Origin of the sequence: Phreatobacter sp. (assembly GCF_027532945.1) — a bacterium.
Classification (GTDB): domain Bacteria; phylum Pseudomonadota; class Alphaproteobacteria; order Rhizobiales; family Phreatobacteraceae; genus Phreatobacter.
The window spans coordinates 63,607-77,080 of record NZ_JAPZTZ010000001.1 but is presented as its reverse complement, the minus strand read 5'-3'; the positions used below and the strand labels follow the sequence as shown (position 1 = coordinate 77,080).

At 68.3% G+C, this 13,474-nt stretch carries 15 protein-coding genes; 11 read left to right on the top strand and 4 right to left on the bottom strand.

The genetic code is table 11. The annotated features are described in order from the left end of the window. The first annotated feature begins 102 nt into the window (after nt 1-102). The 5 genes from O9344_RS00375 (at nt 103) to O9344_RS00355 (ending at nt 3,685) form a co-directional block, all read left to right on the top strand. A complete protein-coding gene (locus O9344_RS00375) occupies nt 103-561 on the top strand; it encodes a GtrA family protein (RefSeq protein ID WP_298471427.1) in 459 nt (152 codons plus the stop codon). A gap of 20 nt (nt 562-581) precedes the next feature. Continuing rightward, nucleotides 582-1,052, top strand: coding sequence for a hypothetical protein (locus O9344_RS00370; protein ID WP_298471425.1), 471 nt, complete (start codon nt 582-584; stop codon nt 1,050-1,052). A gap of 14 nt (nt 1,053-1,066) precedes the next feature. Continuing rightward, nucleotides 1,067-1,501 carry a thioesterase family protein gene (locus tag O9344_RS00365; protein ID WP_298471423.1) on the top strand — a complete coding sequence of 145 codons (435 nt, stop codon included), beginning with the start codon at nt 1,067-1,069 and terminating at the stop codon, nt 1,499-1,501. An 89-nt stretch (nt 1,502-1,590) separates the two neighbouring features. Further along, nucleotides 1,591-3,066: a L,D-transpeptidase family protein gene (locus O9344_RS00360; RefSeq protein ID WP_298471421.1), complete on the top strand. Its 1,476-nt coding sequence runs from the start codon at nt 1,591-1,593 to the stop codon at nt 3,064-3,066. A gap of 4 nt (nt 3,067-3,070) precedes the next feature. Further along, the gene (locus O9344_RS00355; protein WP_298471419.1) at nt 3,071-3,685 is read left to right on the top strand and encodes a hypothetical protein; all 615 of its coding nucleotides are present in this window, start codon (nt 3,071-3,073) and stop codon (nt 3,683-3,685) included. Nucleotides 3,686-3,784: 99 nt separating this feature from the next. On the opposite strand, the gene O9344_RS00350 is transcribed toward O9344_RS00355, so the two are convergent. Further along, entirely contained in the window at nt 3,785-5,458 is a 1,674-nt protein-coding gene (locus O9344_RS00350; protein ID WP_298471417.1) for a formate--tetrahydrofolate ligase, read from the bottom strand. 140 nt (nt 5,459-5,598) lie between these two features. Here O9344_RS00350 and O9344_RS00345 point away from each other — a divergent pair, with 140 nt between their 5' ends. Continuing rightward, nucleotides 5,599-6,507, top strand: a complete 909-nt coding sequence (locus tag O9344_RS00345) for a 2-dehydro-3-deoxygalactonokinase (RefSeq protein ID WP_298471415.1) — start codon at nt 5,599-5,601, stop codon at nt 6,505-6,507. Between the two features lie 40 nt (nt 6,508-6,547). Here O9344_RS00345 and arfB read toward each other — a convergent pair whose 3' ends face one another. The 3 genes from arfB to O9344_RS00330 form a co-directional block, all read right to left on the bottom strand. Beyond that, on the bottom strand, nt 6,548-7,009 hold the full coding sequence (gene arfB / locus O9344_RS00340) for an alternative ribosome rescue aminoacyl-tRNA hydrolase ArfB (protein WP_298471653.1): 462 nt from the start codon (nt 7,007-7,009) through the stop codon (nt 6,548-6,550). Nucleotides 7,010-7,317: 308 nt separating this feature from the next. Continuing rightward, complete coding sequence (locus O9344_RS00335; protein WP_298471412.1) at nt 7,318-8,265, bottom strand: dihydrodipicolinate synthase family protein; 948 nt, start codon at nt 8,263-8,265, stop codon at nt 7,318-7,320. Nucleotides 8,266-8,380: 115 nt separating this feature from the next. Continuing rightward, nucleotides 8,381-9,289: a LysR family transcriptional regulator gene (locus tag O9344_RS00330; RefSeq protein WP_298471409.1), complete on the bottom strand. Its 909-nt coding sequence runs from the start codon at nt 9,287-9,289 to the stop codon at nt 8,381-8,383. A 163-nt stretch (nt 9,290-9,452) separates the two neighbouring features. On the opposite strand from O9344_RS00330, the gene O9344_RS00325 reads away from it, so the two are divergent. From O9344_RS00325 to O9344_RS00305, 5 genes are read left to right on the top strand one after another with little or no spacing between them, the layout of a single operon-like run. Further along, nucleotides 9,453-10,286 carry a transporter substrate-binding domain-containing protein gene (locus O9344_RS00325; RefSeq protein WP_298471406.1) on the top strand — a complete coding sequence of 278 codons (834 nt, stop codon included), beginning with the start codon at nt 9,453-9,455 and terminating at the stop codon, nt 10,284-10,286. Next, a complete protein-coding gene (locus O9344_RS00320) occupies nt 10,286-11,020 on the top strand; it encodes an amino acid ABC transporter ATP-binding protein (protein WP_298471403.1) in 735 nt (244 codons plus the stop codon). The genes O9344_RS00325 and O9344_RS00320 overlap by 1 nt, the downstream gene beginning before the upstream one ends. After that, nucleotides 11,017-11,700: an amino acid ABC transporter permease gene (locus tag O9344_RS00315; protein ID WP_298471401.1), complete on the top strand. Its 684-nt coding sequence runs from the start codon at nt 11,017-11,019 to the stop codon at nt 11,698-11,700. Before O9344_RS00320 ends, O9344_RS00315 begins: the two co-directional genes overlap by 4 nt. After that, nucleotides 11,700-12,365 carry an amino acid ABC transporter permease gene (locus O9344_RS00310; RefSeq protein ID WP_298471399.1) on the top strand — a complete coding sequence of 222 codons (666 nt, stop codon included), beginning with the start codon at nt 11,700-11,702 and terminating at the stop codon, nt 12,363-12,365. Before O9344_RS00315 ends, O9344_RS00310 begins: the two co-directional genes overlap by 1 nt. Nucleotides 12,366-12,389: 24 nt before the next feature. After that, a complete protein-coding gene (locus tag O9344_RS00305; protein ID WP_298471396.1) occupies nt 12,390-13,325 on the top strand; it encodes an N-carbamoyl-D-amino-acid hydrolase in 936 nt (311 codons plus the stop codon). The last annotated feature ends 149 nt before the right edge of the window (nt 13,326-13,474 follow it).

Here is a 13,474-nt window from a genome sequence, read left to right as displayed (position 1 = left end):
CATGATACCGCAGTTCACGGCCCCGTGAAGTCTCAGTCGCCATCATGGTCAACCGGCACCGGCTGTTTGATGACCCAAAAGCGTGTAGACGACGGCGCTGAGATGAATGACGGACAACAGATTCCCCCGCCCCTGGCAGCCCGGCTGGCCAGCGAAGGCCGCAAGATGCTGTCCTTCGGGCTCATCGGCGCGGTCAATGGCGTCGTCAACTATGCGATCACCGTCGGTGTGACGCTGCTGGCGCTGGCTCCGCTGGCGCTTTCGACCAACGACGTCGCGCTCGGCGCCGCCAAGGCGCTGGGCTGGATGGTGGCCGTGTCGAACTCCTACCTCTTCAACACGCTCTTCACCTTCGCCGCCGAGAGCGGCCGCCGTCTGAGCTGGCCGACCTACGGGCGCTTCGTCGCCTCGGGCACGGTGGGGCTCACCATCGAAGTGCTGAGCTTCCTCTTCGCCGTGCGCTACCTCCCCCTGTCGCTCGCGGCTATCGTACCCATCGGTCTCGCCTTCGTCGCCAATTTCGCGATGGCACGGATCTTCGTCTTTTCCGGCGGCCGCTGAGCCGCGAAGGGGCCCTGCCCATGGCCATGGACACGCCGCCGAAACACTTCGCGCCGCTGGCGGACGACGCCGCCGTGATCGCCATCGTCGAGGCCTTCCGCGCCCGCACCCTGCCCTTCGCCGCCTGGTCGCATCAGGCGCATCTCGCCACCGGCCTGTGGCATGTCGCGACCCATGGCGAAGAGGCAGCGAAGGACCTGCTGCGCGATGGCATCCGCGCCTACAACGAAGCGGTCGGCCGGGTGAACGACGAGATGCGCGGCTACCACGAGACGGTGACGATGTATTTCGTCTGGTCGGCGGCGCGCTTCCTCGCGCGCTTCTCCGGCACCGGGCTCGCGGCGCGGGCCAATGCCTATGTCGAGGGACCCTTCGGCGCCAAGGATGGCATCTTCACCTTCTGGACGAAGGAGCGCCTGCTGACGCCCGAGGCGCGGCTCGCATGGCTCGCCCCGGACATCCGCCCCCTCGACGCCGACGCCCTCCGCTGACGGAGCCCCCTGTGATGAGCACCCGCCCGACGCCCCTCCCGCGCAGCGATTTCACCTGGTTCTCAGACATCCAGACCCGATGGTCGGACAACGACCAGTACGGCCACGTCAACAACGTCGTCTACTACGCCTATTTCGACACGGTGGTGAACGCCTTCCTGATCGGCGAGGCGGGCCTGGTGCCGGTCACGGGTGCGTGGATGGGGCTCGTTGTCGATACCCGCTGCTCGTTCTTCGCGCCGGCGAGCTACCCTGAGCCGCTGGAGGCCGGCATCGCCTTTGCCGAGAGCGGTTCGTCGAGCCAGCGCTACGAGATCGGGATCTTCAGACAAGGCGGTGACACCACGCTCGCCCACGGCCACTTCGTCCATGTCTATGTGGATGCGGCGAGCCGCCGGCCGATCCCGCTTCCCGAGAGCCTCAAGGCGGCCATTGCCCGGGCGCGCTGAGACGGGGTGCCCTTCGGTCAGATTATGGGACAGGGCGCCACAATTCGGCTATGGACGGCGCTTATCCACTGCCTTGACGAACCGATTGCATGATTCACCTGAACGCCCTCCGGCTGGCCCGCGCCGCGCTCTTCAGTGCCATGACGGCGTTCGCGCCGTCGCTGGCCGAGGCGCAGACGCCTCCGGCGGCCACTGAAGCGCCCGCGGTTCCGGCTGCTGCTCCCGCCGCACCGCCTCCGGCCGCCCCGACAGCGCAGGCGCCTGCCGATGGCACGCAGCCGGCGACCGCGGCGCCTCCCGCGCGGCCGCGCCCGCCGCGGCCCCCACCGCCGCCGCGCGTCACCGCCCTCTCGACCGATCCGCAGCCGACCTACGGGCCGCAGACCGTCGCCGTCACCCGTTCGGCGCTCGCCCAGTACCAGCAGATCGCCCGCCGCGGCGGCTGGGGCACCCTGCCCCCGACCGCGCGTCTCACCAAGGGCCAGCGCGGCGCAGAGGTCCTGCGGCTGAAGCAGCGCCTCGCCGCCGAGGGGGACCTTCCGGCCCAGTTCGCCAGCGGCGATCTCTTCGACGACACCACCTTCGCCGCCGTGCAGCGCTTCCAGCGCCGCGTCGGACTCCTGCCGTCGGGCATTGTGGCAGCGGCGACCATCCGCCAGCTCAACATCCCCGTCGAGGCGCGCATCCGCTCGCTGGAGAAGTCGCTTGAGCGGCTCGGCGAAAGCCGTTTCGCCTTTGGCCCGCGCTACGTCATCGTCAATATCCCCGCTGCCGCGGCGGAGGCCATCGAGGGCGACGTGGTCAAGCGCCGCCACGTGGTCATCGTCGGCAAGCAGGCCCATGCCTCGCCCATGGTCGAGACGCGGCTCACGGTGGTGAACTTCAACCCGACCTGGACGATCCCGACCTCGATCATCAAGCGCGACATCATCCCGCGCATGCGCCGGAACCCGGCGACGCTCGCCAGCATGCGGGTGCGCATCCTTGACCGCTCGGGCAACGAGGTGAACCCGGCGGCCATCGACTGGTCGACCGAGCGCGCGGTGAACTACACGCTGCGGCAGGATGCCGGCCCCGGCAATTCGCTGGGACGCGTGCGCATCGACATGCCGAACACGGAGGCCGTGTTCATGCATGACACGCCGTCGCGCGGGCTGTTCCAGTCCGACAGCCGGACGCTTTCGTCGGGCTGCGTGCGCGTCGCGGACGTGTCGGATTTCGTCACCTGGCTGCTGGGCCCCCAAGGCTTCACCAAGGAGCAGGTGGTCGAGGGGATGACGCAGACGCAGCGGCGCGACGTCAGGCTGACGCAGGCCGTGCCCGTCGCCTGTGTCTATCTCACCGGCTGGTCGGCGCCGGACGGCACCGTGCAGTTCCGCGACGACATCTATGGCTGGGACGCGCCCGGCGCGCCGCCGCAGGCCATCGTCCGGCCGGTGCAGCGGCAGGCGCCGCCGCCGGTGGAGGTCGCGCCGCAGGTGCAGCAGGCCCCGCCCCCGCCGCCGAACTTCTTCGAGAGCCTTTTCGGCGCGCAGCGCGGGCCGTCGGCCGACGCGCGCTACTGAGCCCATGCCGCTGCCGAACCGCGTCGATCCTTTCGGAGCGATCGCGGCGGTGCCTGAACGCGGGCTCTTCCTCGGCAATCGCGGCGGCCGCTTCCACCGTGACGATCGCACCATCGGGCCGCGTCCTTGGGCATCGCGGCAGTGGATCTGCTGCGTGCTGGCCTTCAAGGGTCGCCGCCGCACGCCGCTGATGGGGCGCGGCTACACCGAACTCTTCTTCCTCGACGAGGTGACGGCGCTCGCCGCCGGGCACCGGCCGTGCTTCGAGTGTCGGCGGGCCGATGCCACGCGCTTCGCCGCCGCCTGGGCGCGGGCAAAGGGGCTGTGCGTGCCGCCGAAGGCACCGGAGATGGATGTGGTGCTGCATCAGGAGCGGCTGGACGGGCGGACGAAGCGGACGTGGCGCGCCGAGGCGGCGGCGTTGCCTGATGGGACGATGGTTGCGGTCCGGGGTCAGGGTTTCGCGGTGAGGGGCGGCAGGGCTTTGTTCTGGTCGTTCGGTGGTTATGGGCCAGTGAGCCCCCTGCCTTCGGGACCGATCGATGTCCTCACGCCGCCGAGTATCGTCGCCGTGCTATCCGAGGGCTTCGCGCCGGTCTGGCATCCGACAGCTGACTGAAGAAGGCACAGCAGATCTCAAGTGCGTCCTTCGATGCTGCGGCGAGCCTCGAAGGACGCACTTGGGTCGTGCAGGCCACCCGGCCCAGGTCGACGCCCCTCAGAACAGCCCCTCGATCAGCCCTTCCCCGCTGACATGGATCGCCTCGGCCGCCGGCAGCTTGGGCAGGCCCGGCATGGTCATGATGTCTCCGCAGATCGCCACCACGAAGCCGGCGCCGGCGGAGAGCCTGACCTCGCGCACCGGCACGGTATGGCCGGTCGGCGCGCCAAGGAGGCTCGGATCGGCGGAGAACGATACCTGCGTCTTGGCCATGCAGACCGGCAGGTGGCCGTAGCCCGCCGCCTCAAAGGCCTTGAGGTCGGCGGCGGCCTTCGGCGCGACGGCGATGTCGTCGGCGCGGTAGATGCGGGTCGCGACCGAAAGGATCTTGCCCTCCAGCGAGAGATTGTCCGGATAGAGCGGCTGGAAATGCGCCGTGCCAGCCTCGCAGAGCGCAACCACCTTCTGCGCCAGTTCCTCGGCCCCCGCTGCGCCGTCCGCCCAATGGCGGCACTGCACCGCCTCGACGCCGAACTCGTCGCGGCAGATGTCGGCGATGAGCTGGTGCTCGGCCGCGGTGTCGGTGGTGAAGTGGTTGATGGCGACGACCACCGGCACGCCGAAGGCGCGGACATTCTCGACATGGCGGCCGAGATTGACGATGCCGGCGCGGAGCGCTGCGAGGTTCTCGCGTGACAGGTCGGCCTTGGCCACCCCGCCGTTCATCTTGAGGGCGCGGACGGTTGCGACGACCACCGCCGCGTCAGGCTTCAGGCCAGCCTTGCGGCACTTGATGTCGAAGAACGTCTCGGCGCCGAGATCGGCGCCGAAGCCAGCCTCGGTGACCACATAGTCGCCGAGCTTCAGCGCGGTGCGCGTGGCAATGACCGAGTTGCAGCCATGGGCGATATTGGCGAAGGGGCCGCCATGGATGAGGGCGGGCGAGCCCTCGATGGTCTGGACGAGGTTCGGCTTGATGGCGTCCTTGAGCAGCGCCGTCATGGCGCCGGCGGCGTTGAGCTGGCCGGCGGTGACCGGCTTCTTCTCGCGGGTATAGGCGACGACGACGCGCGAGAGCCGCGCCTCGAGGTCGGCGAGGTCATCGGCGAGGCAGAAACAAGCCATGACCTCGGAAGCGACGGTGATGTCGAAGCCGTCCTCGCGGGAATAGCCATTGCCGGCGCCGCCGAGGCCGTTGACGATGGCCCGCAGCGCCCGGTCGTTCATGTCGAGCACGCGGCGCCAGACGATACGGCGGGTGTCGATGCCCAGCGCATTGCCCCAATAGACGTGGTTGTCGACCAGGGCGGCGAGCAGGTTGTGCGCCGAGGTGATGGCGTGGAAATCGCCGGTGAAGTGGAGGTTGATCGCCTCCATCGGCAGGACCTGCGCCTTGCCGCCACCGGTGGCGCCACCCTTGGTGCCGAAGACCGGGCCGAGCGAGGGCTCGCGCAGGGCAATGACCGCCCGTTTGCCAATGCGGTTGAGGCCGTCGCCGAGGCCGATCGTGGTGGTGGTCTTGCCCTCGCCGGCCGGCGTCGGGTTGATGGCGGTGACGAGGACGAGCTTGCCGTCCGGGCGGCCCTTCAGCCCGGCGAGGTAGCCGGCATCGAGCTTGGCGATATGCTTGCCATAGGGCTCCAGCGCATCAGCCGGGATTCCCGCCGTCGCGGCGACCTCGGCGATGGGGCGGAGGGTCGCGGCGCGGGCAACGGCGAGGTCATGGGACATGAGCGATGATCCGCGCTGGAGGACGGGTGACTTGGTGATCGTGCGGGGCGCGATTAAAGCGAGCGCGGGCGCGCTGGCAAGGGGACAGGTCTTGTGAGCGGTTGCCGTATCGCAGGACGGGCGTTTTCCGGAGGCATGACATGGTGGAACCGCGGCTGATCGGCGTCGATTGGGGCACGACCTCCTTTCGCGCCGTGCTGATGGACGGCGAGGGCGCGATCCTCGACCGGACGGCGAGCAGCGACGGGCTGCTGTCGGTCACCGATGGTGGCTTCGAGGCCGTGCTGGAGCGCGCCATCGGCGGTTGGGACACGGCCCGCGCCCTGCCCGTCATCGCCTCGGGCATGGTGACGAGCCGCAGCGGCTGGGTGGAGACGGCCTACCTGCCCTGCCCGGCCGGGGCCGCCGAACTCGCCGGTGCGCTGCGGCGCTTCACGACCGACGGCGGGCGGCGGATCGCGCTGGTCACCGGTCTGTCGTTCCGCCATGCCGATGGCGCGCCCGATGTGATGCGTGGCGAAGAGACGCAGATCGCCGGGCTCGCCCTTTCGGGCACCCGGCTCGCCGTGATGCCGGGCACCCATTCGAAATGGGTGCAGGTGGAAGCGGGCCGCATCACCGGCTTCCGCACGGCCATGACCGGGGACGCCTTCGCGGCGCTGCGCGACCACACGGTCCTGAAGCTCACCACGACGGATCGCGCCGAGGCGCCGGATGCTTTTCGCGCCGGCGTGATCCTCGGAGCGGCGGAGGGGGGCGCAGGCCTCCTCGGCAAGCTGTTCCGCCAGCGGGCGGGGAGCCTGCTCGGCGATTTTCCGGCGAACGAGACGGCCGAGCGGCTGTCGGGCCTGCTCATCGGCACCGAGATCACCGAGGCCCGCCATTTCGCGCCGGATGTGGACGGGCCGGTGGTGATCGTCGGCGGCGAAGCTCTGGCGGCCCGCTATGCGGCAGCGCTGGCAGCGCTGGGGATCGCCCATGAGACGGCGCCGGCCGATGCGGCCTTCGCGGGGCAGGTGCGGATCGCGAGGGCCGCGGGACTGGTGTGAGAGGTCTGCGCCCGATGGCTTGCCGGGCCGGCCCTCGGGCTCAGTCCATCCCCGGCTTGCCCTGCCGCATCTTCTTCACGCCCGAGCGCTTCTGCTTGCCCTCCAGCCGCCGCTCCTTCGAGGCCCGCGTCGGCTTCGTGGCGATCCGGCGCTTCGGCCTCACCGCCGCCTTGGCCACCATCTCGACGAGGCGAGCCAGGGCATCCTCGCGGTTCATGTCCTGCGAGCGGAAGCGGTCAGCCTGGATGACGATGACACCATCCTTGGTGAGTTTCGACCCGGCCAGCGGTACGAGCCGCGCCTTGATGTCGGGCGGCAGACCTGAGCCGGCGAGGTTGAAGCGCAGCTCGCAGGCGGTCGAGACCTTGTTGACGTTCTGGCCACCGGGGCCGGAAGCGCGGACGAAGCTGTAGCTCACGTCATCCGGGTTGAGGTCGAGGAAGGGCGTGACGGGGATCGGATCGGCCATGATGCCGGCATTGTCGCAGCCGCGGGGCGACATCGGCAAGACGAGGCGCGCTGCAGGACCGAAGTGCGTCCTTCGAGGCTCGCTTTCGGACGATGCTGCGCATCGCCGAGTGCTCGCACCTCAGGATGAGGGAGGTGGTGTCTGGCAATCCAGAGGTCAGCCAAAGTAGCGCGTCAGCGACCGGTGAATGCCCTCCATGCACGTCTCAACCCACCTCATCCTGAGGTGCGAGCGAAGCGAGCCTCGAAGGACGCACGTCCCCCGTGCAGCATTGGCTCAAAGCAAAAGGCCGCCGGTGTCCCGGCGGCCCTTCGATAGAAAAGTTCAGTTAGCCCGCAGGCTCACGCCGCCTTGGCGCGGGAGTCGAGCTTGGCGAGGCGGTCGAACAGGTAGTCCACCTCGGCGCGGGCCTTGGCCGAGAGCGGCGCGCCCGGCTTGCGCTGCGCCTCGGAGGCGATGACGCCGCGCTTCTTCAGCAGATACTTGCGCACGGCGAGGCCGGCGCCCGGCTGCTGCTCGTAGCGGATCATCGGCAGGTGGGCGTCGAAGAGGTCATGGGCGGCGTCGCGCTTGCCGGCCTTCTGCAGGCGGACGACGTCCACCAGCATGTCGGGGAAAGCATAGCCGGTCATGGCGCCGTCGGCGCCGCGCTCGCACTCGAAATCGAGGAAGAGGCCGCCATTGCCGCAGAGGATCGAGACATGGCGCATCGAGCCATCGGCCTCGAAGCCGCGCAGGGTCGAGATCTTCTCAAGGCCCGGCCAGTCCTCGTGCTTCAGCATCACGCAGGAGGGCAGCTCCTGGATGATGGAGCGGATGACCCTGGGGCTCATCACCACCGAGAAGGTCAGCGGGAAGTCCTGGATGCAGAAGGGGATGTCGTCGCCGATCGCGTCCACAGCCTGCTTGTAATAGGTGACGATCTGGTCGTCGGTGCGCAGGGTGTTGGGCGGGGCGATCATGACGCCGGCGGCGCCCGCGTCCATCACCGTGCGGGCGAGCGAGCGCATGGCGGCAAAACCGGGGGCCGAGACGCCGACGATGACCGGCATCGAGGGGCCGGCGCGCTTGATGATCTGCTTGGAGATCGCCACCGACTCCTCGGCGGCGAGCTTCGGCGCCTCGCCCATGACGCCGAGGATGGTCATGCCATCGCAGCCGCAGGCGCGGTAGAAATCGACCATCGAATCCGTCGATGTCTCGTCGATGCGGCCGTCGTCGTGGAAGGGCGTCGCCGCGATCACGTAGACGCCGCTGGCGGTGGTGAGATCGGTGCCGTTCGCCTTCATGGCCGTTGGTCCTCTTCGAGAAGGGCGTTTCGGTCAGAGGCGATGACACGAAAGGCCAGCGCCGGTCAAAGGCGGGCGCCGCAGAGCTTCCATGCCGTCGGCCATGCCATGCCCGTCACTCCGGGTCGCGGAAGGGGTCGGCGAAACGCACGGCGCTTCGACGCAGCTCATCGAGGAAGGCGCGCACGAGCCGCTTCTGCGGGCGGCCGCGGGCGGTGAGCGCAAAGGCCTCGATCGGCACACGCGGGGTGAGCGGGCGGAAAACGAGGTCGTAGCGGCCGCCGACCACGGCAAAGCTGTCGACCACGGCAACGCCGACGCCGCTCTCGGCGAGGAGGCAGGCCGTGCCGCTGTAGCGGGTCTCGACCATGACGCGCTCCTGCAGCGCCTGCGTCCAGAATCCGCGCGAGAGCGCGACGCCGAGCGGCGTGCCCGGTTCGAAGCCGACGAGCGGATGGGCGGCAAGGTCGGCCGCGGAAATCTCGGAGCGGCTGGCGAGGGGGTGATCCGGCGGACAGACGCAGACCATCTGGCCGGTGCAGATGGGTGTCGCCTCGATGCCGGCGCGGGGCTGCGGCGAGAGCGAGAAGCCGAGGTCGACGAAGCCTGACTCGACGCCCTCCACCACGCCGGGCGTACGCCTGACGTCGAAGAACACCCGCATGTCCGGCCGGGCCGCGAGAAAGGATTTCAGCGCCCGCGGCACAAGCGCATTGGCGAGCGCCGGTGTGGAGAGGACGCGCAGGCTGCCGGTCTTGGTGTCGCGCAGGTCCTTCAGCTTCTCCGAGAAGGCGCGATAGAGCGAGAAAATGGGCTCGGAGCCGCGCATCACCTCGCGCGCCTCGTCGGTCGGGACGAGGCGGTTGCCGACACGATCGAAGAGCGGGATGCCGAGCTGGCTCTCGATCTGACGGATGGCGTTGGACACCGCCGGCTGCGAGATGGCGAGGGCTTCCGCGGCACCCACTGTCGTCTGGCAGCGGATGACCTCGCGGAAAATTTCGAGCTGGCGGAGGTTCAGCATGGTCTGTTCCGCTCCTGGCTGCCCAATGGCGTGGCATGTATAATTGCTGATTATATGCCCGCCGCCATTATTGATCGACGCTGATATTGAGAGGGCCGGCCACCCGTGATTGCATGACCCTCTCCCGCCGCAAGAGCGGGCATCCCAACAGAGGGGTCCCACCATGTTCCGCACCATCATCGCCGCAGCCGGCCTCGCGGCCATGCTCGCCGCGCCCGCCATGGCCCAGGCGCCGCTCAAGACCGCGGTCGACGGCACCTTCGCCCCCCACGCCTTCCCGAACCTCCAGGGGGGCGGCGTTCAGGGCTTCAACATCGATCTCGCCCAGGAAATCGCCAAGCGCCTTGGCCGTCCCATCGAGATCACCTCGACGCAGTTCTCCGGCATCATCCCGGCGCTGAATGCCGGGACCTACGATTTCATCATGGCGCCGGTGACGGTGACGCGCGAGCGCTCCGAGAGCCTGCTCTTCGCCGAGGGCTATCTCGACACCGACTTTCGCCTCGTGACCCGCCGCGGCGACGCAGCCATCACCGACCTCGCCAGCCTGCGCGACAAGGTCGTCTCGGTGAACCGCGGCTCGGCCTATGAGAGCTGGGCGAAGTCGATGGAGGCGCAGGTCGGCTGGAAGGTCGAGGCCTTCGGCACCCAGACGGACGCCGTGCAGGCCGTCATCGCCGGTCGCGCGGTGGCCAACATCACCGCCGAGACGGTCGCCGCCTTCGCCGTGCGCAACAACCCGCAGATCAAGCTGGACTACCTCCACAAGACCGGCCTCGTCTGGGCGACGCCGGCGCGCAACGGCGATACCGCCATGCGCGGTCTGCTGGAGAACGCCATCGAGTGCATCAAGAAGGACGGCACCATGGCGAAGATCTACGAGAAGTGGTTCGGCATCGCGCCGCGGCCGGATTCCGCCGCCGTGACCATCTTCCCGGGTTCGGGCGTGCCCGGCATGGGGGGCTATGACGCGACGCCGCGCGAGCCGCGCTGCTGATGTCTGCCTTGCTTGACGTCCGGGGCCTGAGGAAGAGCTTTGGGACCACCGAAATCCTGCGCGGCATCGACTTCTCCGTCGCTGCGCAGGAGCTCGTCTTCGTCATCGGGCCCTCGGGCTCGGGCAAGTCCACCATGCTGCGCTGCTGCAACCGTCTGGAGGAACCGACGGCGGGGCACGTCTTCGTCGACGGCGTCGACCTGATGGCCAAGGGCACCGACATCAACGCCATGCGGCGGCGCATCGGCATGGTGTTCCAGGCCTTCAATCTCTACCCGCACATGACGGCGCTGGGGAACGTCACGCTGGCGCTGCGCAAGGTGCTCGGCAAGGGCCGCGAGGAGGCCGAGGCCATCGGCATCGCCGCCCTCGACCGGGTGGGGCTGAAGGAGAAGGCCGGCAATTACCCCTCCGAACTTTCCGGCGGCCAGCAGCAGCGCGTCGCCATCGCGCGCGCCCTGTCGCTGGAGCCGAAGATCATGCTCTTCGACGAGCCGACCTCGGCGCTCGACCCGGAACTCGTCGGCGCGGTGCTCGGCGTCATGCGCGACCTAAAAGAGGCCGGCATGACCATGGTGGTCGTCAGCCACGAGATGCGCTTCGCCCGCGACGCCGCCGACCGGATCGTCTTCATGGCGGACGGGCAGATCCTCGAACAGGGCTCTCCGGCGGAGATCTTCGGCAATCCGCAGAATCCGCGCACCCGCGACTTCGTCGGGGAGTTGTCGCGGTGACCGGCCTCGAGCGCTTCCAGGACGCCTTCCTGAAGCCGGAGCTGATCGAGCGCTACTGGCCGGACATCGTCTCGGGCATCGCAGTGACGCTGCAGATCGCCGTGGCCGTCGTCGTCACGGGCCTGGCGCTCGGACTGTTTCTGGCGGTGATCCGCAGCTATCGCATCCGCCTCCTGAACCTGCCGATCATCGTCTTCGTCGACATCTTCCGGGCGCTGCCGCCCCTCGTCGTGATCCTCATCGTCTATTTCGGCCTGCCCAATCTCGGCATCAACATTCCCGGCTTCGCCGTGCTCTGGCTGGTCCTGTCCCTCGTCCTCGCGGCCTTCGCCGAGGAGATCTTCTGGTCCGGCATCGTCTCGGTGCGCAAGGGCCAGTGGGACGCGGCCCGCTCGACCGGTCTCGACCACTGGCAGACGCTGACCTCGGTGATCCTGCCGCAGGCCATCCGCATCTGCGTGCCGCCGCTGACCAACCGCACCATCGCGGTGACCAAGAACACCGCGCTCGGCACGGTGATCGGCGTCGGCGAGATCATGAACCAGGGCACCTCCGCCATGTCGCTGTCGGGCAATGCCACGCCGCTGATGATGGCCGCCGTCGCCTATGTCGTCATCTTCGTGCCGGTGGTCGCCCTCGGCTCGTGGATCGAGCGGCGCTTCGCCTGGAAGAGGGCGTGATGGAGATCTTCCTCTTCCAGTTCCTCAACTTAGACATCATGCGGCAGGCCTGGCCGCTGATTCTGAGCGGCGCGCAGATGACGGTGCTGCTGTGCCTGGCGGTGATCCCGCTCGGCCTTTTCGGCGGGCTTCTCGTCGCGACGGGGTCGATCTCCCAGTGGCGGGCGCTGCGCTGGGCCACCAAGGCCTATGTCGATTTCTTCCGGGCCGTGCCGCCGCTGGTGCTGCTCATCGTCATCTATTCGGGCCTGCCCTTTGCCGGCATCCGCATGTCGCCGTTCATGGCGGTGTGCATCGCCTTCTTCCTCAACGCCTCGTCCTTCTATGGCGAGATCTTCCGCGCCGGCGTCGAATCCGTCGGCCGCGGGCAATGGGAGGCGGCGCGGTCCACCGGACTCACCTGGTTGCAGACCTACCGCTTCGTGGTCCTGCCGCAGGCGAGCCGCAACGTGCTGCCCGACCTCGTCTCCAACACGGTCGAGGTCATCAAGCTGACCTCCATCGCCTCGGTGGTCTCCTTCACCGAGCTTCTCTACGCCGCCGACATGGCGCGCAGCGTCACCTACAACACCTCGCCCATCGTCCTCGCCGCTGTCCTCTACCTCATCGTCCTCTGGCCCGTAGTCCGGCTCGTCAGCCGGCTCGAGCACCGGCTGGGACATTGAGGCCTTCGCCCCAGGAGCATCGCCATGGCCCGCATCGTCACCGTCGCCGCCGCCCAGCTCGGCCCCATCCAGAAGGCGGAGAACCGCGCCAGCGTCATCGCGCGCATGATCAAGCTGATGGAAGAGGCCAAGACGAAGGGCGCCAATTTCATCGTTTATCCGGAGATGGCGCTGACCACCTTCTTCCCGCGCTTCTATGAAGAAGACCGGGCGAAGATGGACCACTGGTTCGAGGCTTCGATGCCGGGCCCGGACACGCAGGCCCTCTTCGACAAGGCCAAGGCGCTGGGGATGGCGATGAGCTTCGGCTATGCCGAGCTCACCCCCGACGGCCACCATTTCAACACCTCGATCCTCGTCGACAAGGCCGGCACCATCGTCGGCAAGTACCGCAAGACCCACCTGCCGGGCCATGTGGAGTTCGACCCCGAGCGCACGCATCAGCATCTGGAGAAGCGCTATTTCGAGCCGGGCGATACCGGCTTCCCGGTCTGGCGCTTCCTGGACGGCCTCGTCGGCATGGCGATCTGCAACGACCGCCGCTGGCCGGAGACCTACCGCGTCATGGGCCTGCAGGGCGTCGAGATAGTTGTGCTCGGCTTCAACACGCCGTCGGTCAATTCGCAGCGCGGCGCCGAGGGTATCGAGGACCGGCTGTTCCACCATCGCCTCTCCTGCCAGGCCGGCGCCTACCAGAACGCCACCTGGGTCGTGGCGGTGGCGAAGGCGGGCTCGGAAGACGGCAACCACCTCATGGGCGGCACGCTGATCGTCGATCCCAACGGCAAGATCGTCGGCGAACTGCCGCATGAGGATGATGGCGTGCTGGTCCACCCCTGCGACCTCGACGAGACCGTCTTCGGCAAGGAGACGATCTTCGACTTCAAGCGCCACCGCCGCATCGAGCATTACAAGCTCATCACCGAGCGCGTCGGCGTGGGCGAGCCGCTGGGCCGCTGATGAGCGGACGGGCAGAACCGATCCCTGCCTGATTGACAGGCGGCGCGATGGATTTCGCGCCGCTCACGCGTTGGCTAGACCTTTCAATATCATGATTTGAATCAGCTACTTCGCTTCATCGTGCGGCTGGCACGTGACTTGTATGCAAT

Excerpts from the sequence above, each read along its gene's own strand:
- O9344_RS00375 (WP_298471427.1), top strand. The coding sequence starts at position 103 with ATGAATGACGGACAACAGATTCCCCCGCCCCTGGCAGCCCGGCTGGCC.
- O9344_RS00370 (WP_298471425.1), top strand. The coding sequence starts at position 582 with ATGGCCATGGACACGCCGCCGAAACACTTCGCGCCGCTGGCGGACGAC.
- O9344_RS00365 (WP_298471423.1), top strand. The coding sequence starts at position 1,067 with ATGAGCACCCGCCCGACGCCCCTCCCGCGCAGCGATTTCACCTGGTTC.
- O9344_RS00360 (WP_298471421.1), top strand. The coding sequence starts at position 1,591 with ATGATTCACCTGAACGCCCTCCGGCTGGCCCGCGCCGCGCTCTTCAGT.
- O9344_RS00355 (WP_298471419.1), top strand. The coding sequence starts at position 3,071 with ATGCCGCTGCCGAACCGCGTCGATCCTTTCGGAGCGATCGCGGCGGTG.
- O9344_RS00350 (WP_298471417.1), bottom strand. The coding sequence starts at position 5,458 with ATGTCCCATGACCTCGCCGTTGCCCGCGCCGCGACCCTCCGCCCCATC.
- O9344_RS00345 (WP_298471415.1), top strand. The coding sequence starts at position 5,599 with ATGGTGGAACCGCGGCTGATCGGCGTCGATTGGGGCACGACCTCCTTT.
- arfB (WP_298471653.1), bottom strand. The coding sequence starts at position 7,009 with ATGTCGCCCCGCGGCTGCGACAATGCCGGCATCATGGCCGATCCGATC.
- O9344_RS00335 (WP_298471412.1), bottom strand. The coding sequence starts at position 8,265 with ATGAAGGCGAACGGCACCGATCTCACCACCGCCAGCGGCGTCTACGTG.
- O9344_RS00330 (WP_298471409.1), bottom strand. The coding sequence starts at position 9,289 with ATGCTGAACCTCCGCCAGCTCGAAATTTTCCGCGAGGTCATCCGCTGC.
- O9344_RS00325 (WP_298471406.1), top strand. The coding sequence starts at position 9,453 with ATGTTCCGCACCATCATCGCCGCAGCCGGCCTCGCGGCCATGCTCGCC.
- O9344_RS00320 (WP_298471403.1), top strand. The coding sequence starts at position 10,286 with ATGTCTGCCTTGCTTGACGTCCGGGGCCTGAGGAAGAGCTTTGGGACC.
- O9344_RS00310 (WP_298471399.1), top strand. The coding sequence starts at position 11,700 with ATGGAGATCTTCCTCTTCCAGTTCCTCAACTTAGACATCATGCGGCAG.
- O9344_RS00305 (WP_298471396.1), top strand. The coding sequence starts at position 12,390 with ATGGCCCGCATCGTCACCGTCGCCGCCGCCCAGCTCGGCCCCATCCAG.